The organism is Pseudoalteromonas sp. APC 3355, from assembly GCF_030407615.1.
In the GTDB taxonomy this organism is placed as follows: Bacteria; Pseudomonadota; Gammaproteobacteria; order Enterobacterales; family Alteromonadaceae; genus Pseudoalteromonas; species Pseudoalteromonas distincta.
Genome location: NZ_JASDDB010000009.1, coordinates 15,496 through 31,013, shown reverse-complemented (window position 1 = coordinate 31,013; position 15,518 = coordinate 15,496). Strand labels below are relative to the sequence as shown.

Here is a 15,518-nt window from a genome sequence, read left to right as displayed (position 1 = left end):
TAATGACAATTAGTTAGGTATCGGCAAGGTTATCTAAAAGTTTAATAATTTACGAAGTATTTGCGCCGGTTAAAATTCTGGCTCAGCTTCAAAAGTAAGTACTTGCTCAGTTACGGGGTGCTTTAATTGCAGCATTTGTGCATGTAACTGTAAGCGAGGAGCCGCAGCAAGTGCCTCTTTATGGGCGTAAAGCCTGTCACCTAAAATAGGGTGACCCAAGCTTAACATATGCACACGTAACTGATGCGAGCGACCAGTGATGGGGGTTAGCTCTACACGGGTTGCATTTTCTTCACGCTCAAGTATTTTAAAATGCGTAAGTGAAGGTTTACCTCTGTCGTGATCAACCATTTGTTTAGGGCGATTAGGCCAATCACAAATAAGGGGTAGATCTACTGATCCTGTTTCAGCTTCAAGGTGTCCGAATATACGTGCTATGTAACGTTTAGCTGTTTCGCGCTCTTGAAACTGCATACTTAAATGTCTGTGCGCTGCTTTATTCATGGCAAGGCACAGTATGCCAGAAGTCGCCATATCTAAGCGGTGCACTATTCTTGCTGTTGGAAAAACACGATTAACACGATTAATTAAGCTGTCGGCATGTTTAGGATCTTTACCTGGGACAGTTAATAACTCACTTGGTTTATTAACTATCAGTAAGTCGTCATCCTGAAAAAGTATCGTTAAATACGGACTCATAGGGGGATTGTAGTTAACTAACACGGCCGACCTTAGTAATTTTGAAGGGCGCTATTTTAGTAGAGCAAGCCAACAGGCTCAAGTAAAAGTTTGGCTATATTGTTTTAACTAATAGTCCAAGCCTTAGGCTTCTTTAAAGCGCTTTTATAACTTAATTTCTTCGGGTGTTAATAATCGATATTCACCACTAGCCAAGTTTTCATCTAGGGTAATCCCTGCAATCTGCTCGCGATGTAACTCAACCACTTTGTTATCTACCGCGTAAAGCATACGCTTAACTTGATGATACTTACCTTCACTTATTGATAAACGCAGTCCGTAATTAGCAAGTCGCTCGGCAATAGCTGGGCGGGTTAAATCTTTTTCGTTATGCAGCATGACACCTGTACGTAATTGCTCAAGTGCTTCATCGGTAATAGGCTCTTGAGTTTCTACTAGGTAGGTTTTAAATTTATTGCTTTTAGGCGACGTAATTTTATGTGACCAATCGCCATCATTAGTAATAATAACTAACCCTGTGGTATCTATATCAAGGCGGCCTGCCACGTGAAAATCGCTCATATTTGGCTCATCAAGTAAGTCAAAAACGGTTTTATGTAGCTCATCGCTGTTAGCGCATACATAGCCAACAGGTTTATTTAGCATGTAATAGCGCTTACCTAAAAATACCAAAGGCGTACCTTGGTGCAGTACTTCATCTTGTTGGGCTAGCTGAAAATTATGTGATGTGATTATTTCGCCATTCACGCTTACTTCTTTTCGCTTAATACTAGCGCGAGCTTGGGTGCGCGGTATTTCAGCTAAGTGGCTAATAAATTTATCTAAGCGGCAAGGGAATTTCATTTTGGTTCACATTTTTAGTCGGCTACAATGGGCGCGATTATAGCCGATAGTGAAATACCATGACAGTGCACAGCACACAAATTTTAAGCCTTTACCAAGCAAAAATAGACACGGGTGAACTGTGTTTTGATGCAGCGCAGCAAAATGCGGTGGAAGCTTTAAATACGCTAAGCGAGCAACTTCAAGCTCACACATCATGGTGGCAAAAAGCGCCCTTAATAAAAGGCATTTATTTATATGGACCCGTAGGGCGTGGTAAATCCATGTTAATGGATTTATTTTATAAAAACCTACCTATTGAGCAAAAGCAGCGACTGCATTTTCATCATTTTATAGCACAAGTGCATACCCAACTTTCACAGCTACAAGGTCAAAAAAATCCACTTATTCTAATTGCAAAACAGTGGGCTAAAAATATTCGAGTACTGTGTTTTGACGAGTTTTTTGTGAGCGACATTGGCGATGCCATGATTATGGCCAGATTGTTTAATGCGTTGTTTGAACAAGGTGTTGTGCTGGTGGCCACATCGAACGCAAAGCCAGAGCAGCTTTATTACAACGGCCTGCAACGGGCGCGATTTTTACCTACGATTGATTTAATTAATAACCATTGCCATATAATTAACGTGGCAGGGGAGGACGATCACCGCTTTAGATATGGTAAAAACAGTCGTCACTATTTTATTAATTTATCAAATCACGATTTTGAAAGTAAGTTTTTAGCTTCGTATCCGGCTGTAACATGCAGCAATACAGTTAGTGTGCATGGGCGCGATTTACCTTATTTATTAAAAGCAGAAAACGCCTTGATGATTGATTTTATGGCGTTATGCTCAGGCCCTCGTAGTGCTAACGATTATATGTTTTTAGCAACGCAATTTGATGTGTTATATGTATCGAATGTGCCGCAAATGGGTGTTAAAGCAACGGGTAAAGTTATTGTTCACGGTATAGAAGATAGTTATCAACGCGAAAAACAAACGCTTGATGAGCACACTTTTGACGACGAAGCACGGCGCTTCATTGCCTTAGTCGATGAATTTTACGATTGCCATAAATTGCTGGTGATAAATGCGCAAACCGACATTGAACATTTATATAAAGGTAAAAAGTTGAGCTTTGAATATGCGCGCACGCAATCACGCATAGTCGAAATGCAAAATTGGTAACGCTTTAATATATATTGTAAACGAGCTTGCTCACGCGAAAAGCGCAGCTTTTAATATTTATAACTGATTACTTTGCTACTTATTGGTTTCTCTAAAGCGAAGCGCCCTCTAAACCTCTTTGTGAATAAATCACTTAAAACCTTATTGCACAAAGAGAAGTAAAAGAGGAGTAAATGAGAAGACATTAAAACATAGAAATTACGAGCTTTGCTCGTCACGCCAGCAAGCTGTGCGTCTACAAGTAAATTTAACCACGGCGTCAAATTTTACCGGTAGGCGTTTAGCTTGCTCACGCGAAAAGCACAGCTTTTAATATTTATAACTGATTACTTTGCTACTTATTGGTTTCTCTAAAGCGCAGCGCCCTCTAAACCTCTTTGTGAATAAATCCCTTAAGATCTTATTGCACAAAGAGAAGCAAAAGAGGAGTAAATGAGAAGACATTAAAACATAGAAATTACGAGCTTTGCTCGTTACGCCAGCAAGCTGCGCGTCTACACGTAATTTAACCACAGCGTTAAGTTTTAATTGTAGGCGTTTAGCTTGCTCACGCGAAAAGCGCAGCTTTTAATATACATAACTGATTACTTTGCTTACTTATTGGTTTCTCTAAAGCGCAGCGCCTTCTCAACCTCTTTGTGAATAAATCACTTAAGATCTTATTTCACAAAGAGGAGTAAATGAGAAAACATTAAAGCATAGAAATTACGAGCTTTGCTCGTCACGCCAGCAAGTTGTGCGTCTACAAGTCAGTTTAACCACGGTGTTAAACTTACCCTTCTTGGCGTACTATATTCTCAAGGGCGCGAATATTAGTAATTAAATCCTGGCGTTGTGGGTTGGCTTGTAATGCTTTTCTAAGATGCTTTAGCGCACTCGGGTAGTCTTTAGAGTCAATTGCTATTTGCGATAATCCAAGCCACGCCGATAGTTGGTAATCAGGTAGAGCTTGTGCACGAACATACATAAGTTTAGCTTGGGTAAGTTGACCTTTACTACGATATATACTTGCTAAACTAAGTAGGGCATCACCTAAATTCGGGTTTATTTTAAGTGCGTTATTTAAGCTTTTAAGAGCACGTTTAGTATTACCTTGTTGCATAGCAATTTGTGCGCTGTATACAGAAAACTGGGCCTGTTCATCACGGGGTAGTTGCTTAGTTAATCTTCTTGCGCTGCCTATTAGATCTTTAGCTAAATCCCATTTTTGTTGAGATACAAGCCAGCCTAAAGTTTGCATCGTGGTATTAATAACCTCAACTTGCTGCTGTTTAGTGGCGTGTTTTAAACCTTGCTTTAATAAACTCACAGCGCGTTCAGTGCTGCCTTCAGTTAAATGCAGCTGGGCTGCTAAAAGCTGGTTACTGGTATCTTTAGGGTTGAGTTTTAAGGCCACTTCAATAGCAGCAAGCGCTTGCTTTTTTTGATCAAGTTGTAACGCTATTTGTGCACGTTGCAACCAAAGTTCAGCTTTATCAGGGGTTTTATTGAGTAATTCTTTTAATAATGCACTTGCCTGGCTTAAATCACCCGATTCAATTAACGCAAACAATAGCCCTTGTTGATATTGGCTTGTTTCTGGCGCTAGCATCAGTGCTTGGCGGTACGCCGCTACTGCGCTCCAAGGTTGGCTATGCTGCACGTGTATATAAGCAAGTTGCGCATAACTTTGTGCATCAGCTTGGCCAAGTTCAATAGTGCGTACTAAGTGTGTTTGTGCTTTGTCATACTTTGCTTGTTGCATGTATAAAAGGCTCAAACCTTGGTGTGCTTTTACTAAATCAGGTGAGGCTTTTAAACACGCTAAGTAAGCTAGTTCAGCGTTATTAAAGTCTTTTGTTGAAAGCAGTACTTGTGCACGTAATAAGTTTAAAGCAGTGCTATCTTGGCTTATATCACGGCCTTTAAATAGCGCAGCGACTTCACTGTAATTACCTGCTTGTAAAAGTGGTTGCACTTGGCGAGCAAAACCGCGCTCGGTCGGTTCAATAAGGACCTCTGTAGGGCCTAGTAATTTATTATTTATAGCCAACTGCCATGTTGGATCGCTAGGCGATAACGTTACTTTTAGTGGCGCACTTTTTAATGGCGTACTAGCAGCGCTTGCATGCACGCTACTTACACCTAATAAAGGGAGTGAGCACATTAAAGTAGTGATAACTGCGCGAGTTAATGGTTTTAGCGTTTTAAATATATTCATATTTTTCATTTTAATAGGCTTAAGGTTTAAATTCGATTGGCCAAATAAAGCGAGCGCGTACGGTTTCACCTTCTTTTTTAGGTGCACTAAAGCGGCTTTGTTTAATAATTTTGTCGATAGCTGGTTTAAGTTCAGGGTATGGGTTTTGTACTACCTCAATTAAACTTAACTTGCCACTTTCATCAATAAATACATCGAGTTTTACAGTAAATACATCAACACCTCGGCGGGTTAAGCTTTTTGGTAAAACGGCTTTGACGGGAGTAAGTAAAGTGGGGAGACCATCGAGTTGATTTAAGCTAAATGCATCCCAATTTACACTCATTGATTGCCATTGTGGCGCGCTTACTTTTACGTTAGGTGTATCGGGTTTTACAATACTTATATCACTCTTTATCTTAATTTTTACGGCTTGAATTGACGCGCCGGCACCTTCTACCGCTAAGCTTTGCATTGGCTCATTTGTTTGCTGTTGCGATATTGATGGAGGTGGCGGAGGTGGCAGTGCCACCATGGCAATCTCACGTACAACCACTTTGTCTTGTATATGATGCTCTGCAAGTTGCCCAAGCCATAAAAGCAGTAATGCAGCACTAAGCACAATGAGGCTAAGGCCAAATGCAAACAGCGGATGGCGATTGTTTTTTGTTTTTTGAAGCGGGTTAATCGTGTGCATATTATTGTTTCGTAGCTAAGTTAACTTGCGCTGCGCCTGCCAGCTTTGCTTCGTCAATTACTTGAACAAGTAACTCAGTAGGTACTGTTTTATCAGCTTGAATAACCACAGGGCGTTGTTGCTGTTTTAACATTTGCTCGACACTACTACGCACACCAGCAACACCAATTTGGCTGCCATCAAAAAATACCTGTTGGTTGTCGGTTATTGCTAAAAATATAACTTGCTGCTCAAGACGACTGGCCGATACGGCTTGTGGTTTATCAACCTCAACGCCGCTTTCGCGCACAAATACGGTTGTAACAATAAAAAATATTAGCAATATAAATACCACATCAAGTAGCGGCGACATATCAATATGTTGCCCCGCTTCTTGCTCTAGCTTGTGCTTTAATCGTGATTGCATAGTGTTACCCTAACTGTTTACTTAACGTATGTAATTTAGGATTACGCTGCGAATATGCTAAGTAAGCTTGCATTAACCACGCAGGAATAGCGCACACAAGGCCCAATTGAGTTGTTAGCAATGCGTCACCAATGGCGTCGCTCATTAACTCGTTATGGCCCAGCGCCATTACTTTAAATGTATCAAGCAAACCAACAATGGTGCCTAATAAACCAAGTAGCGGAAGCGCTGCAATTAAAATAGAGCTAACTTCTTGCCAATAACCTTTGCGCTGCGCTTGGTATTGTTTAAGGTGCAGTAAGTCATGAAAAATCAGCTGGTATACAAATAAAGCGAGTAAAAGAATACACCAGCAAATAGGGTTACTAACTATTTTTTCAAACATTGTTATCTCCTTTTTCTAGTTGGCTTAGCTGTAATGCAAAGCCTTCTAGTTGGCTGTAATACGCTTTTGCTTTACGCGATAACAGCGCATTTAAAACGAGTGCTGGTATGGCCACGACTAAACCCAGTTCGGTTGTTATAAGTGCTTGTGCAATACCGCCCGATACAACTTCTGGGTCGCCTGAGCCAAACAAGGTCATCATTTTAAAAGTTTCGATCATGCCACTAACAGTGCCTAATAACCCGAGTAGTGGGGCTACTGCTGCAGTAACTGCAATAGCGCCAATAAAGTTATCGAGTTTATGCTTATCATGAATTAACTGATTAAATAATTGATCGTCTCGTACTTGGCCTTTTTCGCTTTGCAGCGTTAAGTTAAATAGCTGCTGCTGCATGCCTGCAAATTCACTGCTATTTTCAGCTTTAAAAAGTTGCTGTAATTGCATTTGAGAGTGCATTTTAATTTTACTTAAACGTAGTAGCTGTGCGGCTTTTAATAGTGCAATGGTAAGTGCAAAGCAGGCAAATAAAATAATAGGGATAGCCCATAAACCGCCTTTTTCTAGGTGTTCAAGCGGACTTTCTTGTTGGGCTTGGCTAGTTACTAAGTGCGTTAAACTAGGATCAAAAGTAAGTAATGTAGAGCCTACACCGTTTTGCTTTAAAGTATTATCGAGTGGGTTGTCGTCACTTGTTGATTGTACTAACGCTACTTTTAATGCATTAGATTCATCATCTAAATTTAATAAACCCATAAGTTTAGGTGTTTGCGTACTAAACCATGCAACAGGCCCGACTTGAAGGGTATTAGCTTGGCTTAATTCGCCATTACTTAGCACAACCGATTGTTTTTTTAACTGTGGATAAAGTGCCTGCTCTTGATTATTAATTAGCGATACAACACGGCTTAATAACTCGTTTTGGCTATTAGCCGACTCGTTACTGCTAGCACTATTGCTGGTGTTTTGGCGTACAAAACGGCTAAGTAAGTTTAATTGATATTGCTGCTGCTGTTGCCAAGTGTCTAATCGGGTTTGTAACTGATCAAGGCTTAATGTGTTTTCGTCAGCTAGGCGGCGATTAACGGCGGCTTGTTCGCGTAATTTACTGAGCGATTGCTGCTTGGTAAAAATTTGCTTTGCAAGGGTAGCTTGCTCTTTTGAAATACTATTTTGAGTTTTACTTAGAGTACGTTGTGCTGTTTTAATATCACTTAAAATACTTTGTTTAGCATCATCACTGCTAGCTGCAAAAGATATGTTTGCACTAAAAAGTAAAACTGTGGCGCTAAATACTTTAATTATGCTGTTAGTAGCCATTATTTAGCCCCTTGCTGGTTTTTATTTACATAACTTAATATTGGGAGTGTTACCCAATCAGCAGCGCGCTTTTTTTGCTGTACAGCAATACCCAGTGCAACTTGTTCTGCATTAATGCTTGAATCAAACTCCCACTGCCAACCTAAATCACTTGGAAAACCAATACCTACATAACTTAAGTCTTCACTTACAAACCATGCTTGAGCTGCACCTAAATAAAGCTGCTTAACCCATACTTCTTGCCCGTCAGGATGTTTAATAGCCATTTCGTGAATAGAAATACGTTGTTGAAAATCATTAAGTAGAGTCAGCATTTTTAGTGCTGTTTGTAATTTGTCAGTTGTACTGAGTTTTGAATCGCTTAAATCACCGGCGTTTTTCCAACTACTCAAAAGTGGCGGGGGGAGCTGCACTTGTAATGAAAGTAATTGCCCAGAAATACGTGCTAGTTGATCATTTAATTGCTGTTGATCATTTTCAAGTTCTGATTGCTGAGTTACAAGCTGTTCGCGTTTTTGGGCAAGCTCACTGGTGCTTTTTTTTCTACGCTGATTAAGCTCGCTAAGTTGCTGCTGCTCGGCATTAAGAAGCGTTAAGGTTTGCTCCATACTGCTTTTTTGTTCAAGCCAATGAGTATTTAATTCTGTGTTTTGATTTTCTATTTGTAGCCATTTATTAACGAGTTGTTCTAGCTCACTAACAGTGTCGGCTTTTACTGCCATAGTGCTACAAAGCGCGATAACTACGCTAATTGGTTTAATTAAGCTTCGCATTACTTAACAACAATCCTGAAAGTTACGACGAGCAATTACAAGGACGTAATTACTGTTAATTTTTGAGTGTGTATACAATATAGGAATTCACATAACAATGCAATTGATAACAGTTATCGTTTACATTGCGTTGTTTGAGTGGTAGGATTTCGCCGAAATTAAATATGTACCTTAAATTAACAATAGTTAAGTGCTTAATAAAAACTACGGAGTAACCATGAGTAAGCCATCGAATAAAGGAAATGCGTACGTGAAGCCAATTGCAGCGGTTGTTACAGCTACGCTTTCAACTTGGGCAAGTGCACAGGATGTTCAAGAACTATCGGTAACCAAAGCAGAAACTAAAACTGAGTCTAGTTATGTTGTAGAAAAATCAACGTCGCATAAATACACTCAACCGCTACTTGATACAGCTAAAACGGTAACAGTAATCAACCAAGCGGTAATGAAAGACAGAAACGTAGATAGCCTACGTGATGCTTTGCGTAATGTTTCAGGTATTTCTTTAGCAGCAGGTGAGGGTGGCTCACCTACTGGCGATAGCATGTCGATTCGTGGTTTTAGTGCAACAAATGATATTTTTGTTGATGGTATTCGCGATGTTGCAGGTTACACACGTGATATTTACAACATTGAAGCCGTTGAAGTTGCAAAAGGCCCAGGCTCTGCAGTTTCTGGTCGTGGCGCAACAGGTGGTAGTGTTAATTTAGAAAGTAAAAAGGCGAAGTTAGACAACTTTAACGACGTTTCTCTACGTTTAGGTACAGAAAACGATTACCGTGGTCGTTTTGATACTAACATTCAAGTAAACGATACAAGCGCACTACGTATTAATCTTCTGACTGATAAAGGTGATGTTGCAGGTCGTGACCATGTTGAAAACGAAACAAATGCTGTTGCGTTTGCATTTGCAACAGGGCTTGGTACAAACAGCCGTTTTGATTTAAACCTAGAGTATCAACGCCAAGACAATTTACCAGATTATGGTATTCCTTGGGTTTACAGTGATACGCCAGTAGCTGAACTTGCCGATAGTGCACGCTCACCTTCTCCTGTCGACTTTGATAACTTTTACGGTAATATTTACCGTGATTACGAAGATATTGAAGCTTACTCAACAACAGCTCGTTATGAGTATGATTTTTCTCAAAATACTACGTTACGTGTGCAAGGTCGTTTAGGTAAAGTTAAGCGTGAGTCAGTAACAACTGCACCGCGTTATTTCTCGGTTACAACAGACACTGACATTACCTTTGCGGATGAAAAAACACGTGATACAGAAAATTCACTTGCTGCACTTCAAGTTGATTTAATTGGTAACTATGAATTTGCTGGCTTTACTCACGACGTAGTAGTGGGTGTTGAACTTGCAAATGAAACGTTTACACGCCATAACTTTGTTGCCACTACGCCTGATAACCTAATTGAAGATGGAATACGTAATGACTTATACAACCCTGATGCAACAATTGCATTTACGGGTGTGTACGGCCGTGATGGTACAAGCATTGAAGCTAAAGCTAAAAACCAAGCTATTTATGCATTTGATACAGTGACGCTTAACAAGCAATGGGAAGTTACAGGTGGAATTCGCTTTGATAGCTTCACTACGGATTATCACAACGATTACAATGATCCAAGCGCTTTAATTTCTACAAGTGACGATTTATTTAGCTGGAATGCAGCTGTAGTTTATAAACCTACAGAAAACGGCAGTGTATATTTAGGCGCAGGTAATTCATTCAATCCATCAGCGGAAAGCCTAACGGTATCTACGCGTTCAAATGCAGCTGATTTAGACGCAGAAGAAAGTCGCAGTTATGAATTAGGAACTAAATGGAGCCTAATGGATGGTCGCCTGCAAACTAATGCTGCACTTTTCCGTACTGAAAAAACCAATGCTCGTACTGATGACCCATTTGCAGATAGCTCAAGTGACGAAATACTCGGTGGTGAACAGCGCGTTCAAGGTTTAGAGCTTTCAGCAACGGGCCTAATTACTAAAGAGTGGACTGTAATTGCTTCATACACTTACCAAGATAGCGAAGTAACTGAAGCATTAGGCGACGACGCAACTCAAATTGGTAACGAGCTTGCTCGTACGCCTAAAAATAGCGCAAGTGTTTGGACTACGTACGATATGTCAGATAAGTTATCGTTTGGTTTAGGTGCGCAGTATGTAGGTGAGCGTTACAACGGCACTACGTCAACACGCTCTCGTGCGCCAGGTTATACTATTTTTGACCTGATGGTTGCGTATGACATATCAAAAGATTTGAGCCTGCAGCTTAATGGTGAAAACCTAGGTGATAAAGATTACGTTGATCAGTTAGGTGGTGGACACTTTGTACCAGGTGATGGTCGCAAGTTTAGTTTAACAGCGAGCTACTCTTTTTAATTTTAAAACAAATTAAAAAATAAAAGTAAGCATAAGGGCAGGCCTATTACCTGCCCTTAATTATTTGATGAAAATGTGAGAGGGCGCACATGATAGTTAAAATTCCAGAGCTATTAACGAAAGAAGAAGTGGCGTATTGCCATGAGGTTTTGCTTAAAGCGCAGTGGGCCGATGGCAGTATTACCGCAGGTCATCAATCAACCAAAGCAAAAAATAACTTACAGCTACCTGAAAATAGCCCTGAATGCCAAGAGCTTGGCGATATTATTATGGCAGCACTTGCGCGTAGTAATTTGTTTATGTCGGCAGCGCTTCCTGCAAAAATTTTTCCTCCGTTATTTAATTGCTATCAAGGCGGGCAATCGTTTGGTGTACATGTAGATAATGCAATTAGACAAGTGCCGGGTACACCAGTAAAAATTCGTACAGATGTATCAATGACGTTATTTATTAATGACCCCGAAGACTATGAGGGCGGAGAACTTGTTATTGAAGACACTTATGGCTCACACAGTGTAAAGCTGCCCGCAGGCAGTATGGTGTTATACCCTTCAACGAGTTTACATCGTGTAATGCCTGTAACGAGTGGGCGCAGATTAGCCTCATTTTTTTGGCTGCAAAGCATGGTAAACAGCGACGAAAAACGTGGTTTATTATTTGATTTAGATATGTCGATTCAAAGTTTGCGCAGCAAAGTAGAAGATAGCCCAGAGATTATTCAATTAACAGGTGTGTACCATAACTTACTAAGACAGTGGGCACAGACATAACGAATATACTCGTTATTAAATACTGGATATAAGTATTTAAATATAAGTAATTAAAAGCTGCGCTTTTCGCGAGAGCAAGCGCTACGCCTACAGCCAAAACTTAACGCTATGGTTTAATTACCTGTAGACGCGCAGCTTGCTGGCGTGACGAGCGAAGCTCGTAATTTCTATGTTTTGGTCTCTTCTCATTTATTCCTCTTTTACTTCTCTTTGTGCAATAAGATTTTAAGTGATTTATTCACAAAGAGGTTAAGAGGGCGCTGCGCTTTAGAGAAGTAAAAAGTAAGTAACAATCAATTTTAAAAGCTGCGCTTTTCGCTTGAGCAAGCGCTACGCCTACAGCCAAAACTTAACGCTATGGTTAAATTACCTGTAGACGCACAGCTTGCTGGCGTGACGAGCGAAGCTCGTAATTTCTATGTTTTCTCACTTGCGCTTTTTACTTAACCCTTATAACCGTTAGGGTTATTTGACTGCCAGCGCCAGGTATCTTGCATCATTTCATCAATACCGCGCACTGCTTCCCAGCCAAGTTCATTAAGTGCTTTTTCTGGCGCTGCATAACACGCTGCAATATCACCAGGGCGGCGAGGTGAAACCTGATAGGGTACATCCTGATCGCTTGCTTTAATAAATGCATTAACCATTTGTAGTACAGAGTAACCATTACCAGTACCTAGGTTATAAACTAATGCCCCCGTGCTGCTGGCAATTTTATCAAGCGCTTTTAAGTGGCCAATCGCTAAATCTACAACATGTATATAGTCGCGCACACCAGTGCCATCAACTGTGTCGTAGTCATCACCAAATACAGCGAGTTGCTTTAATTTACCTACCGCTACTTGTGCGATAAAAGGTAAAAGGTTGTTTGGAATACCATTAGGATCTTCACCAATTAAGCCCGACTCATGTGCACCCACTGGGTTAAAGTAACGCAAAATAGCAAACGCAAAGCGCTCATCTGATTTAGCGATATCTTGTAGCATCATTTCAACCATTAACTTAGATGTGCCGTAAGGGTTAGTAGTACCGCCTACAGGAAAGTCTTCTTTGATTGGTAAGCTTGCAGGGTCGCCGTAAACCGTGGCTGACGAGCTAAATACCAATTTAAATACACCCGCATCGCGCATCGCATCAACAAGTGTAAGCGTACCTTGAACGTTGTTTTGATAGTACTCAACTGGCTTTGCAACCGACTCGCCTACTGATTTTAAACCCGCAAAATGTATAACACTATCAACCGTATGTTTTGCAAATACAGAATCTAAAAAGGGTTTATCGAGAATATCGCCTTGGTAAAAAGTGGCTTCTTTACCTGTTATATTTTTTACGCGCGCAAGTGATTCTTGTGATGAGTTACTTAAATTATCAATAACAACAACATCGTTACCTTGCTGTAAAAGTTCTAAAACAGTGTGCGAGCCAACATAGCCTGCGCCACCGGTTACTAAAATAGTCATGAAAGCTCCGTGGGTACCTTTTATCAATTAAGTTAATTTCACCATAAATAGAGGTGATTTACATGTTTTATCTGTAATTTATATGATTTTAATCGTATTTTTTTGATATCAGCACATTAAATACGTTTGATTACATTTTGTGCAAAACAAGTAACACTTGATTCGTAAGATTAAGTTATAGTTAATAAACAAGTGCTAAAATAGCTTTAGTAATAGCTAATGCTAGGTTTACTCCAATCCACACTTTTGTGATTGGTTACCTCTTTGGAGAAAGATATGAATTTAGTTAAAAAAATAGCAACAACAATGTGTATCGCATTACCTGCGCTTGCCCATGCTGGTGAGTCTGTTGTTAAATGGAATGACTTTAATGATTATCGTGATGTGCGAGCGTCTAACCAAGCTAAGGGCTCGTATCACAAAAGTATTGCGGCAAGTTTTGAAAAACATATGTCTAAATTAGCTGAGCAACTACCAAAAGGTTATAAGTTAAACGTAGAGTTTACTGATTTAGATTTAGCGGGAGATGTGCGTTATGGTGGTATGGAGGAAATTCGTGTAGTAAAACCAATATACTTTCCACGCATTAAGCTTAATTATTCGTTAACCGATAACGACGGTACAGTGCTTAGTAAAGATACTGATGTGGAGCTCAAAGATATGGGCTTTATGGATAAAATTAAAATGGGCCGCGACGAATCACTTTATTACGAAAAACGCTTATTAACGCAGTGGTTTGGTGAGCAAATATTACCAAGTTTAGATTAACTTAAAATAAAAATGCCGCTAAATAGCGGCATTTTTGCTTTTTAATCTTTACTTAAAAGTAGCTAACAGCGTGAGTATTTGTTGTAACTTAATAACGGTTGTTTTAAGTTTTTCTTCATCAAAACCATCGTTAGATAAGCTTTCAACGTCAGCGGCTACGTCAAGAACGTACGGCTTAAAACGTTTAGCTTCAAAGCTAAAACCAGCATCTTGTGCAAATAAGGCTTTAAATTTGCCATGGCCTTGCTGTTGTAGTTCATCGAGTTTTTTGTCGGCATCAAGCGCCTGACGATAAACAATTTTTAAATTAGTATTGAGTTGTTCAATAATTGAATCCATGGTTTTCCTAAAGCTTTGTACTGCATGGCCGACATAATACTTGGATTACATTTAAAAGTCAGGTTTGTTATATGAATATATCAGGCACAAGTTTACCCGCTGTTTCTGGCTCAGGCCAAGGCAGTGAGCTTTATAGCGCTGCTTTATCTAAAAAGCAGCAACTAGCAGATGGCGCGGCGGCTCTTGCACTTATTGAAGGTGCTGCACAATCGTCAAGTGCGCAAACACCGGCTAAATCGGTAACTGCATCATTGGGTAACAACGTAAATATATACGTTTAAATGCTGTTTTAAATTAGCTTAAGATCGATAGGTGTTTTGCTTTTTTGACCACCTATTTCTCTCACTAACTTAGGCACTAAAAATCCAGGCAGGGCTTTTAATAGCTCTGCCATTATTTTTATAGCGTCTTCTTCGTTAATATCAAAGTGGCTGGCCCCTTCAACTTTATCGAGCAAATACAAATAATACGGTAATACGTCTGCGTCAAATAACGCTTCGCTTAAATTTATTTGCGCATCGAGCGTATCGTTCACATCTTTTAAAATTACAGCTTGGTTTAAAAGCGTTACGTTTGCTTGTTTAAGCTTTTGCATGGCTGCTTTAAAGTCAGCGTCTATTTCGTTGGCGTGGTTTATATGATTAATAAAAATAATTTTTAATGGCGATTTTGCTAATCTCTCACATAACTCATCGGTAACCCGCGTGGGTATAACTACTGGCAAGCGGCTATGAATTCGCATTCGTTTTATTTGTGGTAATTGCTCAAGCTCATCTAAAAACCAACTTATTGCATCGTCTTTGGCCATCAGTGGATCGCCACCACTTAAAATCACTTCGTTTATATTGCTATCTGATTTTATATAGCTCAGTGTTTCTAGCAGACTTTTTTTATTGAGTTGGTTTTCTTGATACGGAAAATGCCTTCTAAAGCAGTAACGACAATTGACTGCACAGCCGGTTTTAAACATTACTAAAACACGTGATTTATACTTATGTAAAAGGCCGGGTTGTTCGTTATCTTGCTCAAGTAGGGGATCTTTATTAAAACCCGACTTAGTTAAAAATTCTTGATGGCGTGGCATAACTTGTAGCAAAAGAGGATCGTTTGGATCGCCTTTGCGTATTTTTTTTATAAAAGGGATAGGCACGCGTACCGGAAATAAACTACGGGCTTTTAGGTCGTTTTCATGGACTTGGCTCGATAAACCGACCATTTCAAGCAAGGTTTTTGGGCAGGTAACTACATTTGCTAATTCTTTTTGCCAGTTTTTATGCAAATTTGCTTCATTTCTTTGTATCATTGGCATGTAGA

16 protein-coding genes are annotated in these 15,518 nt (G+C 39.8%); 5 read left to right on the top strand and 11 right to left on the bottom strand.

The features are described from left to right. Positions 1-69 precede the first annotated feature (69 nt). Both rluA and rsuA read right to left on the bottom strand, forming a co-directional pair. Positions 70-723, bottom strand: a complete 654-nt coding sequence (gene rluA / locus QMA08_RS12770) for a bifunctional tRNA pseudouridine(32) synthase/23S rRNA pseudouridine(746) synthase RluA (protein ID WP_272451076.1) — start codon at positions 721-723, stop codon at positions 70-72. 120 nt (positions 724-843) lie between these two features. Further along, positions 844-1,542: a 16S rRNA pseudouridine(516) synthase RsuA gene (rsuA, locus tag QMA08_RS12765; protein ID WP_039485514.1), complete on the bottom strand. Its 699-nt coding sequence runs from the start codon at positions 1,540-1,542 to the stop codon at positions 844-846. Between the two features lie 59 nt (positions 1,543-1,601). On the opposite strand from rsuA, the gene zapE reads away from it, so the two are divergent. Next, on the top strand, positions 1,602-2,711 hold the full coding sequence (gene zapE, locus QMA08_RS12760) for a cell division protein ZapE (protein WP_290174638.1): 1,110 nt from the start codon (positions 1,602-1,604) through the stop codon (positions 2,709-2,711). A 772-nt stretch (positions 2,712-3,483) separates the two neighbouring features. On the opposite strand, the gene QMA08_RS12755 is transcribed toward zapE, so the two are convergent. The 6 genes from QMA08_RS12755 to QMA08_RS12730 are packed head-to-tail and all read right to left on the bottom strand — an operon-like array spanning position 3,484 to position 8,469. Further along, positions 3,484-4,911 (bottom strand): tetratricopeptide repeat protein, encoded by a 1,428-nt coding sequence (locus QMA08_RS12755; RefSeq protein WP_290174637.1) that lies wholly within the window; start codon positions 4,909-4,911, stop codon positions 3,484-3,486. 19 nt (positions 4,912-4,930) lie between these two features. Further along, the gene (locus tag QMA08_RS12750; RefSeq protein WP_193225839.1) at positions 4,931-5,587 is read right to left on the bottom strand and encodes an energy transducer TonB; all 657 of its coding nucleotides are present in this window, start codon (positions 5,585-5,587) and stop codon (positions 4,931-4,933) included. A 1-nt stretch (position 5,588) separates the two neighbouring features. Next, entirely contained in the window at positions 5,589-5,993 is a 405-nt protein-coding gene (locus tag QMA08_RS12745; protein ID WP_036981164.1) for a biopolymer transporter ExbD, read from the bottom strand. A gap of 4 nt (positions 5,994-5,997) precedes the next feature. Further along, a complete protein-coding gene (locus QMA08_RS12740) occupies positions 5,998-6,378 on the bottom strand; it encodes a MotA/TolQ/ExbB proton channel family protein (RefSeq protein WP_290174636.1) in 381 nt (126 codons plus the stop codon). Continuing rightward, positions 6,371-7,696, bottom strand: a complete 1,326-nt coding sequence (locus QMA08_RS12735; protein ID WP_182670967.1) for a MotA/TolQ/ExbB proton channel family protein — start codon at positions 7,694-7,696, stop codon at positions 6,371-6,373. Before QMA08_RS12735 ends, QMA08_RS12740 begins: the two co-directional genes overlap by 8 nt. Further along, a complete protein-coding gene (locus QMA08_RS12730; protein ID WP_024596704.1) occupies positions 7,696-8,469 on the bottom strand; it encodes a DUF3450 family protein in 774 nt (257 codons plus the stop codon). The genes QMA08_RS12735 and QMA08_RS12730 overlap by 1 nt, the downstream gene beginning before the upstream one ends. Positions 8,470-8,686: 217 nt before the next feature. On the opposite strand from QMA08_RS12730, the gene QMA08_RS12725 reads away from it, so the two are divergent. Together QMA08_RS12725 and QMA08_RS12720 are read left to right on the top strand one after the other, a co-directional pair. Further along, on the top strand, positions 8,687-10,867 hold the full coding sequence (locus tag QMA08_RS12725) for a TonB-dependent siderophore receptor (protein ID WP_138488523.1): 2,181 nt from the start codon (positions 8,687-8,689) through the stop codon (positions 10,865-10,867). An 89-nt stretch (positions 10,868-10,956) separates the two neighbouring features. After that, on the top strand, positions 10,957-11,637 hold the full coding sequence (locus QMA08_RS12720) for a Fe2+-dependent dioxygenase (RefSeq protein WP_002960803.1): 681 nt from the start codon (positions 10,957-10,959) through the stop codon (positions 11,635-11,637). A 443-nt stretch (positions 11,638-12,080) separates the two neighbouring features. Here the strand turns inward: QMA08_RS12720 and galE are convergent, their stop codons facing one another. Next, complete coding sequence (galE, locus tag QMA08_RS12715) at positions 12,081-13,097, bottom strand: UDP-glucose 4-epimerase GalE (protein ID WP_290174635.1); 1,017 nt, start codon at positions 13,095-13,097, stop codon at positions 12,081-12,083. A 276-nt stretch (positions 13,098-13,373) separates the two neighbouring features. Here galE and QMA08_RS12710 point away from each other — a divergent pair, with 276 nt between their 5' ends. Beyond that, on the top strand, positions 13,374-13,865 hold the full coding sequence (locus QMA08_RS12710; protein WP_290174633.1) for a DUF3016 domain-containing protein: 492 nt from the start codon (positions 13,374-13,376) through the stop codon (positions 13,863-13,865). Between the two features lie 48 nt (positions 13,866-13,913). On the opposite strand, the gene QMA08_RS12705 is transcribed toward QMA08_RS12710, so the two are convergent. Next, entirely contained in the window at positions 13,914-14,204 is a 291-nt protein-coding gene (locus QMA08_RS12705; RefSeq protein WP_002960798.1) for a hypothetical protein, read from the bottom strand. A 71-nt stretch (positions 14,205-14,275) separates the two neighbouring features. Between QMA08_RS12705 and QMA08_RS12700 the strand changes: the two genes are divergently transcribed. Next, positions 14,276-14,485, top strand: a complete 210-nt coding sequence (locus QMA08_RS12700) for a hypothetical protein (protein WP_002960797.1) — start codon at positions 14,276-14,278, stop codon at positions 14,483-14,485. 8 nt (positions 14,486-14,493) lie between these two features. Here the strand turns inward: QMA08_RS12700 and epmB are convergent, their stop codons facing one another. Continuing rightward, complete coding sequence (gene epmB, locus QMA08_RS12695; protein WP_278382805.1) at positions 14,494-15,507, bottom strand: EF-P beta-lysylation protein EpmB; 1,014 nt, start codon at positions 15,505-15,507, stop codon at positions 14,494-14,496. Positions 15,508-15,518: the final 11 nt, after the last annotated feature.